The organism is Methylomonas defluvii (assembly GCF_033949435.1).
GTDB lineage: Bacteria > Pseudomonadota > Gammaproteobacteria > Methylococcales > Methylomonadaceae > Methylomonas > Methylomonas defluvii.
Genome location: NZ_JAXARY010000002.1, coordinates 38417 through 55479, shown reverse-complemented (window position 1 = coordinate 55479; position 17063 = coordinate 38417). Strand labels below are relative to the sequence as shown.

Below are 17063 nucleotides of genomic sequence, written 5' to 3'. Positions count from 1 at the left end.
CAAGATTGTTCAAAAGTCATTTAAAACCTATTCGGAATGAAAAAGAGCGACTTCAATTATCAGTTGCCGGAGCAACTTATTGCCCAGTATCCGCTGCCGGAACGGAGCGCCAGTCGATTGCTGCGTCTGGATAGACAAAGTGCGGCAATTGCAGACTGTCAGTTTGCCGATTTTGTCGACATGATAAGCAGCAACGATTTATTGGTTTTTAACAATACCAAAGTCATGCCTGCTCGCTTGTTCGCGCATAAGTCAAGCGGCGGTAAAGTCGAAATGTTGATCGAGCGAATCGAGGATACTCACACAGCGCTTGCTCATGTTAAAGCAAGTAAGTCGCCAAAGACCGATGCCTTGTTGAGCTTGGAGAATGGCGCGGTATGCAGGGTTATGGGTAGACATAACGATTTATTCAGGCTGCGGTTTGAAACGGAAGCCGGCTTGTTGGCGCTATTGGACGAAGTAGGGCATATTCCGCTGCCGCCTTATATTAGCCGTGTTGACGAAGCAAGTGATTTGGATCGTTACCAAACGGTATTTGCCGAGCAACTGGGCGCCGTGGCTGCACCTACAGCCGGGTTACATTTCGATCAGCCAACTATGGATCGCTTAGATCAAAAAGGCGTAGCGCGCAGTTTTGTAACTTTGCATGTCGGCAGCGGCACATTTCGTCCTGTGCGGGTCGAGGATCTATCCGAACACGTGATGCATAAGGAGTTTTATAGCATCTCGCAAGATTGTGTAGATGCAGTTAATCAGGCGAGGGCCAGGGGAGGCAGAGTTGTGGCTATAGGTACCACTGCGGTAAGAGCTTTGGAGTCAGCCTCACATAGTGGCGTATTGCAGGCTGGATGCGGCGATACTGACTTATTTATCACGCCGGGTTATTCGTTCAAATCTGTAGATGCGTTGCTGACCAACTTTCATTTGCCGGAGTCGACTTTGTTAATGTTGGTTTCGGCATTCGCCGGCTATGACGCAGTCATGAACACTTATCGTCATGCTATTGATCAACGCTATCGATTTTTCAGCTATGGCGACGCAATGCTGATTATTTAACAGTTTTGTTAGCCAGAATTCTATCTGCTCCAGCATGTTGAGGCATCTAATGTTGCACTCGCTACCGTTTTGCTGCCTGTATTGTCTATTAATAAGGTACCGCATTTGTCACTGGCTTGGGCTCCGGTCGGAACCGCGCTCAAGGTATAGCTACTAGCACTGGCGCCACTGATAGTTACCGTGTAAAAGCCGGCGGTTTCTGTTGGGATCGTATAGATCGATGGTGTCCCGGTATCCCCGGTTGATGATCCACAACCGGTTACCGCCGTTCCTCCCGCAGCGGCGTCACAAAAGGTATTGGCTTCCGTAAAACGTCGCTCCATGGCATTGGTTAGTCCGAGCAATACGCCTTTGACATCCGCTCTTCGCGATTTGCGTACACTCTCTTGATAGCCAGGTATCGCGACGCCTGCAAGTATGCCGATGATCGCCACTGTAACCATTAACTCTATAAGAGTTACGCCTTGTTGTGTTTTGTTCATTTTAATTTTGACCGGTTTGGGTTTTATCGTTTATTGAAATATGTAAGCCTGTTATCGCATATCGGTTTAATTCAGTGAATACACGCAAGTTCACGGCTAAACCCAGATTCCCCAAAAGTCACAGGCATTAAATTCTTAGTATCAGACTAATTCCAAAATAAGCTCTGAACAACTGAGCTATCTATCTCAATTGGCGCCAAGAAGTTCTTTTGCCGCCACCTCCGCCGCCGCCAGGGGTAGTTGGGCTTTCTTTAAATTTCATTTCGTCGATGCTCTCGCTACCTGATCCGATACCAATATTCCCAACAAGGCTAAGATTCTTATGTATACCAATGCCCATGTCAAAGCCAGTAGCAGCAACTAATTTGCCATTAATTAGCATAAGGTCATTTACGTCAGCTTTACCATCATTACCGAATAGATCGAAAGAGGCTGTAGAGGGGCGTTTACCTGTGATTGCCTCCACAGTCATGACGCGGCTCACACCGCCGCCCGAGCAAGGATCAGCACTCGGAATCATTGTCGAGAAAATCACTAAATCTAGATACATCACCGGTGGACTAACGACTCTTTCACCTTGAGAGATGCTCGTGGGTTTAAGGAGGTTCATAGCCCAGCCCTTTTTAAGATTGGCTGCATTGCAAGTGGTGGTGGGCGTATCGTCGTCCGTTGATGGAATGGTTGCCACCGAGTAACACACAGTATTTCTAGAGCTTACCCGTACCACGCCTGTACCTTCTACGCCGGCAGAGTTTTTGGGTTTACCCTCATATGTGATAGTTTGTTCTTGTAGTTTTGCTCTGTCGGTGATTGCCCCAGAGTTGTCATCCCATAGGCCGTAAAAAGACTGAACCTGTGGACTCGTCGGTATGACGTTGTCAGTAGTCTCAAAATATTTGCCTGTACCAAAATACACCATAATGCCACCGGTTTGCTCTGAGCCAACTGCACCAACACTAGGTTTTCCGGTAATCGGTTGACGGTTTGCTGATGTGCATGACGTGCCTGTTGTGGTGCAGGCGACGAATAGTGGTGCGCCACTGTTAGCAATAGTCCAACTAGTTGCGGAGGTCGTGCCTACGTTGAATTTCCAAAGGTTTCCGTAGAGATCCCCGGCGTATATGGTGTCTACAATTGTGTCCCCGTCAGTATCAACCGCCTTTGGTGATGACAGACCATTTTTTTGTGCGGCGTCACCGACTCCGGTATCAAATTTTTTGATTAACGCGCCTGTCTTGGCATTCAATACAAACAACACTGCCTTACCCGCGTCGCTGTTATAGCCATTCGCAACGATAACTGCCCACGTGCCGTCTTTCATTCTAGCGATAGCGGGTTGACCTATCGTATAGCCTAGGTCATTGTCATCCGTGCTAGTAAACTCCCATAAAACGCTGCTGGCGCCAAACGTATCCGGATTAGTGACGTCGAGCGCGAATGCGGCTCTGCCTCCGGCTCCTGTGACGCCTGCGAGAAGGGTATGCCAGCTCGAATCGTAATACACGTCGCCAAAGCTTGACATGCCATCAATAAAATACTGATGGGCATAAGTGAGCGATGTCAACTTGCTTAGTTCCGGAAATAACGCATTCGGAACATAAGCAAAAACCTCCGTACCGCCAGTGGTGATCGAGCCGGAGTTCTTTTTGGCGTCGAACCCATGTAGCATGCCGTCATTGGCACCTACGTAAATCATGGGTCTGCGATTTTGGTAACTCGTGCTGGCGCGAAATGAAGTGTAGTCGCTACCTTCTGCTCCGGGTAGCGAACTGTATCCGAAGTCATCGGTTCCAACATAGACGGGGTCTGAGTTTACGATGTCACCGAGCTTGTTGGTAGCAATTGCGGCATTCGCTAGATCCGTGTTGTTTTCTAAGAAAGTGCCGTCAAATTTCTTGATTCTGTTTCTAAAGTTTCCGGTACCCAAGCGCTGTTCGTTTGTGTTATCCCCGCGTAACCAATTGAGCCGTAACTCACCTTTGCCGTCAGCAGTACCCGATATTTGGTTTAAATAGTCCTGCTGCGAACTGCCTGTTGGCGCGGTGGTTAAGTTTGCCCAGCGAAACTCTATACCGCGTGGAGCACTGGTTAACGTTGGGTTGAGCGTGTAAATTTTGCGGCTACTTGGTGTCGGTAACTTTGTGGCAGCGTCCCAGTTGAGATTGTTTGTTTCCAATGCGCCAGTAGTGTCATTGATCGGGATCGCCAACAAATGTCCGCTCCAGTCTCTGGGATCGAATTTGGCTTGATAAACCAATGTCCCGGTATTTAATTTTGCGGTATTGGCGGCTACCGCAGAGGAAGAACTAACGTTGCTGAGTATTTTGGCGAAAGCTTTTCCCAATTGTTCGGAAAGTTTACCGGCATTGGTTACCAGAAAATAACCGTCAGGAGTACCATTTTTATCTTCGTCCCATTCATTTTGGTCAAGAATGTTGTCTTTGTTTTTGTCGTTTACGCCCCATTTTGCCGCGTACCAAAGCGGGTCATGTTTAATAAAGCTGGCTGAGGTGGTGGTGCCCACGTTAAATGTTCTGGATGCCGTGAGCGGTAAAGAGACGCCATCGGCCCAAGTACCACCAGGAAACTGACCTGGAGGTGTATCAAGAAAATAATCTTTATCATTTTCTCCGGCATCGGGTTTGTCACGTACTTCCAGGTAAACGCCGTCTTTGGTGGTACCGGAAATAACATAACCCATATGTTGGGTTATGCCGCCCGCGGCATAGGTTGAATTCAGATCGACCACTACTTGGTTTGATGCATTGACACTGAATGTGTATTCCACAATTGCGTCCATATCATGATCGGCGGCTTGCTCAACGTCCTCGTAATTTATACGGAATTTTCCGTACGGGCGTCCGCCGTTAATGGAGGTATCTTTATTGCCTGGAGTAACACCCGAGACAGGTTCTACTGTGTTCACAATCTTTTCCACGTAAAAGTCTACGATCTGATTGGTGGGCTGAAAGCTGGTTGAAGGCTGAGTGATGCTGGCGCCCGCTACGGATTTTGCGAACGGTACCAAGGTTACTATCTTACCGCTGACCGGTATTTCGATTCTGGGGAGCGGTGAAGCCAATGCGACGGCCAAAGTATCGGTCTTCTGATCGCCGGTAGCGGCATTTAAGTCGGTTTGTCTGCCGTGCAAAGCAATGCTGCCGGCATAAAAGCCACCTAATTTGGTGGGTTCTTCCGGAGCAAGGCCACGGATATTTTTAAAGCTGTTTGCCGATTTTGCCGTGGGGGCACCGTCGCTGAGAATCCCCGATTGACCGATAAACAGGTTGCTAGCTTCTGATTCGTTACTCCATATCGTGTCCGCCAATGTTTTCACGCTTAGACCTGCCAAATCGCCGGTGAAGGATGAATTGAAATAACTGCCAGGCAGTTGGTCTGTATCATAGGATGCGTTGATGTCACTTATCACTAGCTGCATGGGTTTGGCGCAACTCAGATAGTTGCCGCCAGTGGATGAGTATGGATCAAGCCAGGTCGGTAACGGTAATCCTAAGGTTGCATCCGGCGTGTCGGTGGAAGTTATAGAGTAAGCCGATGTGGGTGCTGCTTTGCCGGCAAAATAGCGTAGGCCCTCATACATCATTTCGGCAATCGGATTTCCCCACTCCGCAGCTTCTCCTTCGTCGATGGCCCGTGTCGTAATCCAGCCGGAAGCATATTCGTGCCCCGAGTAGTTGAAGGTGTTGATACGCAGATTGTTGATCGTGTTTACGATGCCGTTGGTTGTGGTGAATATCCCGGTATTCGCGTCAACTTCGTTTTTGAAGGATTCTATGTTTTTCCGCAATACGCCACCGGATATGTTCTTTTTGTAAGACCCGGTTAGCAAGCCAAATGCCATCGAGTCGTTTTCGCCATAGGTGTGTAGCAACCCTGTGGGTTTATAGGTTGTGGTTGATCCACTTTTGTAGGCTTTGCAGTTGGCTTCCAATTTGCCGGTTTCGCAGACTTTAACGTTGACGCTATAATCGGTCATGCTAGAACCGCCCGTTGTGGTTTCCCAGCGCAACACAAAGTTGTCGTCGCCGTAGCGTTCCTCATGGCGAAATTCAATATCGTAAGCCGTCCCACCAGTTAGATATATAGTGCCACTATGATCGTTGCAATTGCATTTACCATGCCCGCCGTACCAGCTGGCGACCACGCTAGTGCCGATGATAACTTCGACGGCGTCGTCGCCGTCAATGGAAAATTTGTAGGTGCCGGTAGCAGGAACGGTTATCTTTCCTTTGACAACCGTCATGTAATAGTCGTCGCGGCCGTAGGGGTTTTGATCGTTACCTTCTAGCGTGGTCATCGCGCCGCTACCAAATTCTTTAGAAGTTTTTGCGTAGTCATTTATCCAGTCTTTAAAATCGTCGTGATCGCTAGGGTGGCCACTTTCATCAGATGAAGATACATCGTAAGTTTTACGTATCAGATTACTCAATACAGTACTGGGAACCACCGACCAACTGGAACTACTTGCCACTGTGCAATTAGGCCCAGTACCGCCGTGTAAACATTTAGTTCCGGCAACGGGGCGCTCTATCGATACCCACTCCCATATTCTGTACTGGCTGTTGTCCAACACTCGTAACAGTGGCTGGCCGGTGTAACTCAAAGAGACATTGGCAAATAAGTGCCGTTTACCTAGCTCGGGTTCGCTAAGGGGAGTGTAATCCGAAATTAAGTAGCCTGGGGTGTTGGCTGGATCGTACTCTTTCCCCCAGGCGTGGGCGTCTTGGGGAATAAATGAGCGTTTCAATAGTGTTTGGGTAGCAGTATCTTCGCCTCGATAACCGCCGTACAACACTTTGCGCAACGCATCTATTCGAGCAGTGGTCAGATAATTAAGAAAGTCGCCACTCCAACCACCTGCCACGCTTGAGCACTTTTTATCGGTTGTGGCATCTTTGGGTTCGAAATAGCCGGAACTGTTGTAATCGTAACAGCGTTTTGAATCGAAATAGCCATAGTAGTCAATTGCCGGTTTATAGCCAACGTCAATTAATCCATCGCCGTTAAGGTCAGAGGCATCGTTATAGGCTTCATAATACAACTTATGATCGCGACCCATGGTCAGCATGACAATAGGCGGAACGCTGGAGGTTAGAAATAAAGGTTGTTGAGAAATACCTGCAGAAGCGTTGAAGCTTGCTAGCAATGTCTGAGACAGAATCAGCAAAAAAAAGGCTTTTACTTGGCGTTGCTTAGTTTTCATGATTTTGCCCTCTGCGTGTTTCTGTCTGAAATCAACATAGTCGTACGACTCACTAAATTTGGTAAATAGACTGGAGCATGACGATAGTGTCCGCTGTGCCGCCGGTTGCTCTGGCGGTAATTCGATAGTTATGCTTTCCGGGACATGCCGCAGGTGCGGGCAAGCAGCCCAAGTCTTCGATTATGTAACGAGGATTAGCGCTGAGGTTTGACAAAACGCCCGTATAAAGCACCGAATCATTGTCGTCCCAACTTATGCTGTCCCAAACTTCCGACGTTTCCGCTGTTGCGCTATTGCAATCTTTATCGCGCGGCTTGAATCTGCCGGCAGCTTTACTGCAGGTGTAGGCATGGGTATTTAGCCAAGTTTCCCCGGCTTGCAAGGCGGACTCCGCCGCTTGAAAGGCAAGATTACGGTCACGCATATTGCCGGCCATTTTTTCTTCCAGACTGGTGACATTGGTGCCGGTCACGCCAATGATGGTCAGGAGCATCAGCATGATTAAGGCGACGACTAGCACTGCGCCAGTTTGATTTATTTTCGACTTATTCATGGTGCCACCTATTGCAGCCGATTACGTACTGCAAGCGTCGCGTTGAACACGCGGCGAATTCGCCGGTCACCTGGGTTAATGCCAGTGTTCCCGTTGTAATCGTAAGTGAGGGTTTGCGAGGCCAGATTCTCGCTGGTGCGCGCCAGGATGGAGATACGCACGCTGGCGACATGGGTGATATCGGTGACGTTGGCGGCGGTTTTATATTGGTTGGCTACCCCGTCGGCATCAGTATCTTCTCCGTAGAGAATTTGCAGGTTTTCGATGCCATCAAGTATTTCAACTGGATTGCTGCTACTTGCAGCCTTGGTATTGTCGTATCGCCAAAGAGCTGGTTCCCCGCTTGCGCCTGGACGGATGAAATAGCTGTATGCGCGGTAAGCAAACACTTCCGAGCTGGTTTTGTAGCAGGGTGGGGAAGCGCAAGTTGCCGGCAAAGACACCGCATTGTGCTTTATCAGTGTCGAGGTAGTGCCCGTGGTGGCCCGGAAAAGGTCGGCGTTGCTACAACTGGATATTAAAACCGGATCACCATCAACTATGCCGCAAGTATTGGAACTGGAAATTTGTATATCCGAGCTTGCGCTTGCCATATCTGCAGATAAATAACCGCCGCAACTTTCACCGTAAACCACTGTTATGACATCGGTGCCAGGAGTGATCGGCGTAGCTAAACCTGATAAGGCGCTTGGCAAGGCTGGGGACCAAGTGGTCGTTACCGGCGATGCCTCACTGCCGTTGTAGCCGACTATGATAGTGGCGGGCGTAGGCGCAATAATCGGTGCGGCGGCCGTATTGGTGGGGGTTAAGTCGGCGATGGATATACAGCCTTGAAAACCGCTTAAGCGTAAGTCTTTGCTGAGTATTTCCAACGCATAACGGCTGTTTTCTTGTAAACGGGATAAGCCTTCCTGCATTCCGTAAGTCTGCTTCGCGTTAACGAAAATCTTAATTACCCCACCTAATAGGAATGCGCCCAGAAGCAGCGCTATCATAATTTCTATGAGAGTCATGCCTGTTTGCAGGAAATACGGCTGATTCTTTTTCATGGCTGGAAACTCATTACAAAGCGTTGCGTCGCCGCCCCATCGTGGTCGTCATCCCACCAAATTTTTACCGCATACGCATCGCCAACCCCGTCGCAGTTGTGTGCGGATTTTGAATTTCCGTCCCCCGGGGTTTTGTCCTTACAAACAACACCTTCGCCGCTAGGTAATTGATTTCTTAACTGGTCGTTCCATTGTTTTAAATCGTAACCAGCCATTTGTGCCGGTGTGCAAGTGTTTGCTAAGCAATCGTTATTCGTTTCTGCTTGGTTATCGTAGTTACCCACTGCGTTTGCTCGTACTCGGTCGGCTATATCGTAAGCAAGCAAAGTAGCCTGTGAGCGAAAATATGCACTTTGATTGTTCCGCAGGCTTGTGGATTGCAAGCCCGCCAAGCCAAGCAAGCCCAGGGCAAGTATCACCACTGCGATCAAGACTTCAATCAGTGTGAAGCCATGGTTATGATTTACGGTCTGTCCGCTTAGGTTTATCAAGGGCATGTTCCTGTCGCGGCTGATGTTCTCGGGCGTCCGATAGGATTGATGACAATTGTTCGCTGCGGCATTGATGTTCCCGAATCGCTGCATAAGGTGAAAGTATCACCAACGCCGGCTTTACTTAAGCCGTTTGGTAAATATGCCGCATAATCTTTATATGAGCTATTGCCTGTTCTCAGGGTTAAATTTCCTGGTAAGGCCGAGTAGGTTTTTAAAAGACAATCTTCAGTCGCTTCACACAGCGTGGCATTTCCGTTGTCTGAGAATGTATTATTACCATCCCTATCCACAAAAATATCCCAACCACTTTCCCACTGTGTGCTAGTTGCTCCCTTGCGTCTTACGGTCACTTGAAAGCCCCGCTTAACTGCTTCGCTTCGCGCTAAATTCAATGCTGTGACTAATTCGTTGGCTGATGTGGTTAAGCGGTTGTTGCTGATAATCGAAGTGAAGCTTGGAATTGCAATACCCACCAGAACGCCGGCGATAGCGATGGTCACCATCAGCTCGACCAGCGTGAATCCTTTAGATGTTTCGGTGAATAATTTTTGCATAATTTATTGGATTGTGACTCAGGTAGTTGGGCGGAAATGAACTCAAACTCTGTTGCTGTTATTTGCCGCTCCGGCCTATGAAAAGTGCGTTTCTACTCTGGGAACAGGGAAGCGTTGGCTCGTCAAAATCGAGTTTGAAGATAGCACAGGATTCAACAAAGTTATGCGAGTTAAACCACAATCGCAATGTGAGTGTTTACAGATTTTCGCCAAAATGGCGGTCCCTGCAACGAAGCGTCTTAGATTTTTAAAATGAGTGTTTTTCGGCAAGATCAGCTTTCTCTAACTACAATCTTGGCTGAGCTTAGCTACAATCTGAGCAATGTAAAATTCTAATCAGGTGAACTGGCAATCGCAGTTTGTGCTGATTTAACAGTTTTAAATTATGTTCGATAAATTTTGAGGAGAAAATTGTGGCAACAATTCTTGCTGTAGACGATTCCGCATCAATGAGGCAGATGGTGGCGTTTACCTTAAAAGGCGCCGGTTATAACGTGGTAGAAGCGGTTGATGGAGCGGATGCCTTGAACAAAGCGAAAGCGCAAGCTTTTGATTGCGTCGTTACTGATGTCAATATGCCAAACAAGGACGGAATTGAGTTGATTAGAGACTTACGCGCTTTACCAAACTACAAGTTTACGCCGATGTTGATGCTGACCACTGAAGCGGGAGCGGATAAAAAGCAGCAGGGCAAAGATGCCGGTGCAACGGGCTGGATAGTGAAGCCATTCAATCCCGACCAACTCTTGAAAACGATCAAAAAAGTGATGGGTTAAGTATCCGCCTCTTCAAAGACATCAGCACCGGGTAATTCTATGTCAATCGATATGGCGCAATTTCATCAGGTTTTTTTCGAAGAGAGTTTCGAAGGACTTGACGCGATGGAATCGGGATTGCTCAACCTTGATTTGGGGGATGTTAACGTCGAAGACATCAACACCATTTTCCGCGCCGCGCATTCGATCAAAGGCGGTAGCGGAACTTTCGGTTTTACCGCGGTTTCCGACTTCACCCATGTCATGGAGACCTTGCTTGATGAAATGCGCGACGGCCGTAGAAAGATCACGCAACCGGCGGTTGATGTATTGTTGGGGTCAGTCGATTGTCTGAGAGATATGCTGCAATCGATACAAAACGGCAGTCAAGTGGATCAGTCTGATGTCGCTGAGCATAAATTAGCTTTGGATAACGAGCTAAATAATACAGTGCCCAGTTCCCCTGCAGGGAGACACGCTCCGGACACTTCGGCGTCAAAAAGTGCTGCGGATTTACCGGCTGAAGAAGCTGAACAAATCGCCGGCTGGGTGATAGCCTTCAGCCCGCATTTACATTTGTTGAAGACCGGTAACGAACCGGTACGGATGTTCAGGGAGTTGGCAGCCCTGGGCCAATTGACGACAACCGTTGATTTACAAGGTGTACCCGATCTTGACGATTTGGATCCGGAAGAGTGTCATTTGTCCTGGAAATTGCGTGTTTCGGGCGATATTCCGGAGGCGGAAATTGACGAGATTTTCGATTGGGTCGAGGACGATTGCGATTTGGCTAAACAACCGATCTACAAAACGTCCACAGGTTCTGCGCAAGCCCAGGTCTCAGCAGACATCGCTATAACGCCCGTTACAAACAGCGTTCATAGAGACATCAGCCCTGAGTTTGCAAGTACCGGAGAATCTGAGTCGAATACGCTGGAGCGTAAAAACGGCAAAAAAGAGGAAGCAAAAGCCGCACCGAAAGGTTCAAGTTCCATTCGCGTGGATACCAGCAAAATCGATACCTTGATTAACATGGTAGGGGAGTTGGTCATTACGCAATCCATGCTCAGCTTATTAGGCGAACATTTCGAACTGAATAAACTTGATCAATTGAAAAACGGACTTTCTCAGCTAGAGCGGCATACCCGCGAACTGCAGGAAAGTGTGATGAACATTCGCATGTTGCCTATCAGTTTCGTGTTTAGCCGTTTCCCACGGCTGGCGCATGATATCAGCAGCAAACTAGGTAAAAAAATCGAACTTAAATTGGTGGGTGAACACACCGAAGTGGATAAGACCGTCGTCGAACTGCTCAGTGATCCCTTGGTTCACTTAGTCAGAAACAGCTTGGATCATGGCATTGAAATGCCCGATGTCAGGCTCGCGGCCGGCAAACCCGAGACGGGTACGGTTACACTTGAAGCCTATCATCGCGGCGGCAACATCGTGATTGAAGTGACTGACGATGGTAAAGGCCTCGACAAAGATAAATTAAGGGCCAAAGCCGTTGAAAAAGGTTTGATCGATCCCGATGCGATCTTAAGCGATAAGCAAACATACGAGCTGATTTTTATGCCGGGGTTTTCTACGGCCGAAAAGCTTACCGATATTTCCGGTCGCGGCGTGGGGATGGATGTGGTGCGACGTAATATCCAGGCTTTGGGCGGCAACATAGAAATCCTTTCCGAGTTAGGCAAAGGGTCCACCATTTCCATTCATCTCCCGCTGACTCTGGCTATCCTGGATGGTCAGTCGATTGCGGTTGGCGACGAAACCTACATATTACCTTTGGGTTCTATTATCGAGTCACTCCATGTCAAGGAAGACAGGCTTAATAGAGTAGCGGGCAAAGGCGAAACTTTCCTGTTACGCGGCCAATATCTGCCGATTATCAGAATGCATCAAATTTTTAACGTACCCACTGCGAAAACCACCAAGCTAACCGAAGGTTTAATTGTGGTTGTCGATGGGCAAGGGTTGCGTTGCGGATTGTTCGTGGATGATCTGCTTGGCCAGCAGCAAGTGGTAATCAAGTCGCTCGAGGCGAATTATCGACGGATTGACGGGGTATCCGGCGCAACTATTCTGGGCGATGGTTCGGTGGCACTGATTCTTGATATCCCCGGTCTCGTGCGTTTAGCCAATCAATAAACCTAACCTAAAGCGTGTCATGTCGGAAATAATCGAACTCAGCAACACTGACCAGCAAGATGCAAAGCGATTGGATACTAGTTTGCAGTTTTTAAGCTTTACCTTGGGCCAGGAAGAATATGGGGTAGATATTCTGCGAGTTCAGGAGATTCGCAGTTGGGAGCCGGTATCGCGAATTCCCAATGTGCCGGCTTATGAAAAAGGTGTGGTCAATCTGCGCGGTGCGATAGTGCCTATCATAGATTTACGCGAGCGATTTCAACTGGGACACAGTGATTATTCGCCTTTGACGGTCGTTGTGGTCTTGCAAGCGCACATGGCCGATAAAACCAGGATCATCGGGGTCGTGGTGGATTCAGTTTCAGACGTTGTCGATGTCAATAAAAAAAGTATCCAAAGCGCGCCGAATTTTGGTGCAAAAGTCAGTACTGAATTTATCAACGGCCTGGTTTCAGTAAATGGCCGAATGGTGATGCTGTTGGATGTAGATAAATTATTAAAACTTGATGGCCTGGATGGTGAAGATGAAAGTTAAAAAAAGAGCTGTTTATGGCTGGCTTGTAATGGAGGATATGCAATGAAACTCAATCACCCTGTGACTGATCGCGAAGTCTTAATGAAGCCAGGCACCATTTTGGTCACGCGCACCAATTTAAAAGGCATTATTACCTATGCAAACGACGCTTTTATCGAAATTAGCGGCTTTAGCAAGGATGAACTTGTGGGGGCGAATCATAATATGGTTCGTCATCCTGACATGCCGCCGGCGGCATTTGAGGATTTATGGAATTGTTTGAAGGCTGGGCGCCCGTGGACCGCACCCGTCAAAAATAGGACCAAGACCGGAGATTATTATTGGGTGGAAGCAAACGTAACGCCGGTGTTCAAGAATGGCAAAGTGCAGGAATACCTGTCGGTTCGTTACGCGCCATCCCGGGAACAAATCCAACAAGCCGAATCTTTGTATGAAAAACTAAATGCCAATAAAGCCACAATACGGCCGACGGGGTTTAATGCGCTCATTAAGAAATTACTGGAATTGGGCTTGTGGAAAAAAGTGGGGATTATCTATCTCATCTTTTTGTTGCCGACGATCAATTCCATTTACGATCACTATATCGAACAAAAATACCCGGAGATGTTCCTGTTTTTGGGCTTGGCCGGGTTTGCCTCAATATTGGGATATTCGGTGATTCGTAGTGTTGTAAAGGCTTTAGAGAATTCGATACGTATTTCTTATCGGATGGCGGATGAACAATTCCGGAATACTATAGATTTGGACCGTGGTGATGAGATCGGTGATTTCTATCGGGCCTTATACGGCATGCAAGTTAAATTGAATTCCGATTTGGCTTATTCCAAACAGGTAGCGTCGGAAGCGATGCGCATCAAACAGGCGCTCGACAATGTGCAGTCCTGTGTCATGGTGGCTAACAACGATTTAGACATCATCTACATGAATAAGACAGTAGCCGATATGTTCCAAAATGCGGAAGCGGACATTCGCAAGCAGTTGCCTGACTTCAATGCCAGCAAACTGATGGGTGCCAACATCGATCAATTCCATAAAAAACCAGCTCACCAACGAGGCCTGTTGGCAAACCTATCCAGCACATTTAGTTCTGCGTTGGTGATTGGCGGCAGACACATGAATATCGTTGCCAACCCGGTTAAGAACGACGAAAACGAGCGTATCGGCATCGTGGTCGAGTGGTTGGATAGAACGCATGAAGTAAAAATCGAGCAGGAAATTGCCAGCATTGTGGAAGCTGTCAAAGTGGGTGAGTTGTCCAGCCGGATTGAGATGGCCGACAAACAAGGCTTTTTTGAAACGCTCAGCGAAGGCATCAACGAACTGACCGATGTGATCGAAAATGTCTTCCGAGATGTTGGCAGTACCATGCAAAGTATGGCTTCTGGAGATTTGACCAATCGAATCACCAGTGATTACCAAGGGGTTTATTTAAACTGCAAAAACGATATTAATACCACCATCGATAAGCTGAACGAAATTTTCGGCCAGGTTAGCGAGTCTGCTCATTTTATTAACAACTCGTCCCAAGAAATTGCCAGCGGTAATAACAATCTATCGCAACGCGCCGAGCAACAGGCTGCGAATTTGCAGCAAACTGCCGCCAGCATGGAAGAGTTGACCAGTACTGTAAAAAATAACGCCGATAACGCTCAGCAAGCTAACGCAGTGGCCAATAACGCCAGAGAATTGGCTGAAAAAGGTGGGAATGTCGTCAAGGCGGCGGTTTCCGCCATGCAGGAAATCAACGAGAGCAGTAATAAAATCGCTGACATCATCAGCGTGATTGATGAAATTGCCTTCCAAACCAATTTGTTGGCTTTGAATGCCTCAGTGGAAGCAGCCAGAGCAGGCGAGCAAGGTAGAGGCTTTTCCGTTGTTGCCACAGAGGTGAGAAATCTGGCGCAACGCAGTGCTACTGCGGCCAGGGAGAGTAAAGAGCTGATTCAAACCAGTGTGCAAAAAGTCAGAGCAGGTACCGAGTTTGTGAACGAAACCGGTAAAGCGCTGAACGAAATTGTGGCAGGTGTGCAGAAGGTGGGGGATATCGTAGCCCAGATTGCCGATGCAAGTATTGAGCAGTCTGCGGGTATAGGGCAGGTGAATCAGGCTGTTGCGCAAATGGACGAAATCACCCAACAAAACGCGGCGTTAGCCGAAGAAGCATCTGCCGCCAGTGTTTCAATGAGCGACTTGTCGACGAATATGGTCGAGATGTTGGCGTTTTTCAAAACAGAAAAAAAATCCGGGCAGCAAAAAGTTGTTCATCAAGCCGATAGTGCCAGTGTTGTTCGTGCAGAGGCCAATAGAGCGGCACCATCGCCAGCGGTTCGTCAACCAAGTAGTTTTAAGCAAACCTCCCAAGCCGACGACGAGTGGCAGGATTTTTAGCGGAGTTGCTTGATTGACCAAACCATTAGATAGGGAATAGCCGCCATGACAGCCGATTTAGAATCCAATCAGCACGTTGAGCAATTTCTGACTTTCGAGTTGGAAGGCGAGGCATATGGCATCGAAATTTTGAAAGTCCAAGAAATTAGAGGTTGGGAGCCCATTAGAAAAATTCCCAATACCCCTGATTTTGTAAAAGGTGCGTTAAATTTGCGCGGTTCCATAGTGCCGATTGTCGATCTGCGCGAACGTTTTCAGATGCAAAAAGTGGAATATACCCCGGTGACGGTCGTTATTGTGATGAGTGTCAATACTGCTTCCGGTACTTCGGTGATGGGCATCGTCGCTGATGCCGTATCCGACGTGTTGGATATTAAGCTGTCCGATATAAAAGAAGCGCCGAATTTGGGGTCGAAAATCAATACTCAATATATGCGCGGCATGTTCGTCGGCAAGAAAAATATGGTGATGTTATTGGATGTCGATAAGCTTTTAAATCCGGAAGAGTTTGTCGGTATTGCCGGGCTTGCTGCTATTGCCGAGGGTAAATGAGCGCGAGGATTGTAGCGGTCCTTAACCAGAAAGGCGGGGTAGGAAAAACCACCACTTCGGTCAATTTGACCCACGCTCTAGCTAAACTCGGTAAGAAAATTACAGTGATAGACTTTGATCCGCAGAGTCATTTGGCCGTTTCGCTAGGTTCCGTAGATACGCAAACAAGTGGGATTGATAAGGTTTTGTTGGAAGGGGCGAGTCTTGCGGAGCAATCAATTCCGGTTAGAAAGAATCTGAATTTGGTGGTTGCCGGTCCAAGATTGCAGGAAATTGAGCAATTGACGGATGGTGGAGCCAGACGTGGCGATCTGCTCCGCAGAGCTTTGCTTGACGGCAATCGCGATGAAGATTTTATCTTTATCGATTGTCCCCCTTCTTCCGGGGTATTAGTGGCCAATGCCTTGTTTGCCGCCGATGAAATATTGGTGCCGATGACCAGTGATTATTTGGCATTGCAAGGCTTGTCGCATTTGGTGGGAACCATCAGGAAATTTGAAAGTGCTTTGAAAAGGCCCTACAAATTTTCCCTGGTCATGTCCAGGTATATTCCGGCCAGACGCATGTCAAAGGAGGTATTGAGTGTCATACAAAAATACTTCCCTGGGCAAATTTTGGCGACCACCATTCGGGAAACGGCTTTACTCGCAGAGTGCCCTAGTTTTGGTAAAACCATTTTTGAATATCGCCCGGGCTGCCGTTCCGCACGAGATTTTATGGCACTTGCCGAAGACTTTTTAGAAGGGAGGATGATGTAATGGCGGAACAAAATGAAGATAGTTTGATCGGTTACGATCCTCTGGCCTGGATGCATCGATCAGATTTCAATCACGACTCACAAAAAGCCCAAGCTAGTGAAGCGGAAGCGGACAGTTCGACAGAACTTGCGAGCTCGACAGAAACAGCGTCAAACCTTGAGACAGACTTGGATCAAGCGCCGGCCGACGCCTCTGAGCCATACGTCTCTCAAAGTGAGCGAGCGGTTTTGGTATTGGATCCAGTACTGAATATTCAAAATGTCTCGGCTCTCCACCAGCGCTTAACGCAGATGCTCAGCAATTTTGAGGCTATCGATATCGACGCTTCCGGCGTGACGATGATAGATACGGCCACTTTGCAACTGTTATTGATTTTAAAGCAGACCGCAATTGGCTTGCAGAAATCCGTTTCTATCGATTTTCCTTCCGATAAGTTTATTGAAGCCTCGGAGTTGTTGGGGATTGCCGAAATGTTGGAAGTTGATCAGGCTGCATCCGGCTTTTTTTGATGG

The 17063-nt window shown here is 48.0% G+C and carries 14 protein-coding genes; 8 read left to right on the top strand and 6 right to left on the bottom strand.

Annotation, left to right across the window (positions count from 1 at the left end):
• The first annotated feature begins 36 nt into the window (after positions 1 to 36).
• Complete coding sequence (gene queA, locus QLH52_RS03315) at positions 37 to 1056, top strand: tRNA preQ1(34) S-adenosylmethionine ribosyltransferase-isomerase QueA (RefSeq protein ID WP_319960532.1); 1020 nt, start codon at positions 37 to 39, stop codon at positions 1054 to 1056.
• A gap of 20 nt (positions 1057 to 1076) precedes the next feature.
• On the opposite strand, the gene QLH52_RS03310 is transcribed toward queA, so the two are convergent.
• From QLH52_RS03310 to QLH52_RS03285, 6 genes are all read right to left on the bottom strand, one after another.
• Positions 1077 to 1538: a type IV pilin protein gene (locus QLH52_RS03310; protein ID WP_084153333.1), complete on the bottom strand. Its 462-nt coding sequence runs from the start codon at positions 1536 to 1538 to the stop codon at positions 1077 to 1079.
• A gap of 181 nt (positions 1539 to 1719) precedes the next feature.
• Positions 1720 to 6762, bottom strand: coding sequence for a PilC/PilY family type IV pilus protein (locus QLH52_RS03305; RefSeq protein ID WP_319960531.1), 5043 nt, complete (start codon positions 6760 to 6762; stop codon positions 1720 to 1722).
• Positions 6763 to 6814: 52 nt separating this feature from the next.
• Positions 6815 to 7315: a pilus assembly PilX family protein gene (locus QLH52_RS03300; RefSeq protein WP_171694759.1), complete on the bottom strand. Its 501-nt coding sequence runs from the start codon at positions 7313 to 7315 to the stop codon at positions 6815 to 6817.
• 8 nt (positions 7316 to 7323) lie between these two features.
• Positions 7324 to 8364, bottom strand: coding sequence for a PilW family protein (locus tag QLH52_RS03295; protein WP_319960530.1), 1041 nt, complete (start codon positions 8362 to 8364; stop codon positions 7324 to 7326).
• Complete coding sequence (pilV, locus tag QLH52_RS03290) at positions 8361 to 8861, bottom strand: type IV pilus modification protein PilV (RefSeq protein ID WP_319960529.1); 501 nt, start codon at positions 8859 to 8861, stop codon at positions 8361 to 8363. The genes QLH52_RS03295 and pilV overlap by 4 nt, the downstream gene beginning before the upstream one ends.
• Positions 8852 to 9412, bottom strand: coding sequence for a GspH/FimT family pseudopilin (locus QLH52_RS03285; RefSeq protein ID WP_319960528.1), 561 nt, complete (start codon positions 9410 to 9412; stop codon positions 8852 to 8854). The genes pilV and QLH52_RS03285 overlap by 10 nt, the downstream gene beginning before the upstream one ends.
• A gap of 413 nt (positions 9413 to 9825) precedes the next feature.
• Between QLH52_RS03285 and QLH52_RS03280 the strand changes: the two genes are divergently transcribed.
• The 7 genes from QLH52_RS03280 to QLH52_RS03250 are packed head-to-tail and all read left to right on the top strand — an operon-like array spanning position 9826 to position 17060.
• The gene (locus QLH52_RS03280) at positions 9826 to 10188 is read left to right on the top strand and encodes a response regulator (RefSeq protein WP_033157425.1); all 363 of its coding nucleotides are present in this window, start codon (positions 9826 to 9828) and stop codon (positions 10186 to 10188) included.
• A 39-nt stretch (positions 10189 to 10227) separates the two neighbouring features.
• Complete coding sequence (locus tag QLH52_RS03275) at positions 10228 to 12318, top strand: chemotaxis protein CheA (protein ID WP_319960527.1); 2091 nt, start codon at positions 10228 to 10230, stop codon at positions 12316 to 12318.
• Between the two features lie 19 nt (positions 12319 to 12337).
• Positions 12338 to 12853 carry a chemotaxis protein CheW gene (locus QLH52_RS03270; protein WP_051670100.1) on the top strand — a complete coding sequence of 172 codons (516 nt, stop codon included), beginning with the start codon at positions 12338 to 12340 and terminating at the stop codon, positions 12851 to 12853.
• A gap of 42 nt (positions 12854 to 12895) precedes the next feature.
• Positions 12896 to 15241, top strand: coding sequence for a methyl-accepting chemotaxis protein (locus QLH52_RS03265; protein ID WP_319960526.1), 2346 nt, complete (start codon positions 12896 to 12898; stop codon positions 15239 to 15241).
• 45 nt (positions 15242 to 15286) lie between these two features.
• Entirely contained in the window at positions 15287 to 15793 is a 507-nt protein-coding gene (locus QLH52_RS03260; protein WP_033157428.1) for a chemotaxis protein CheW, read from the top strand.
• Positions 15790 to 16551 carry a ParA family protein gene (locus tag QLH52_RS03255; protein WP_033157429.1) on the top strand — a complete coding sequence of 254 codons (762 nt, stop codon included), beginning with the start codon at positions 15790 to 15792 and terminating at the stop codon, positions 16549 to 16551. The genes QLH52_RS03260 and QLH52_RS03255 overlap by 4 nt, the downstream gene beginning before the upstream one ends.
• Complete coding sequence (locus QLH52_RS03250; protein ID WP_319960525.1) at positions 16551 to 17060, top strand: STAS domain-containing protein; 510 nt, start codon at positions 16551 to 16553, stop codon at positions 17058 to 17060. The genes QLH52_RS03255 and QLH52_RS03250 overlap by 1 nt, the downstream gene beginning before the upstream one ends.
• Positions 17061 to 17063: the final 3 nt, after the last annotated feature.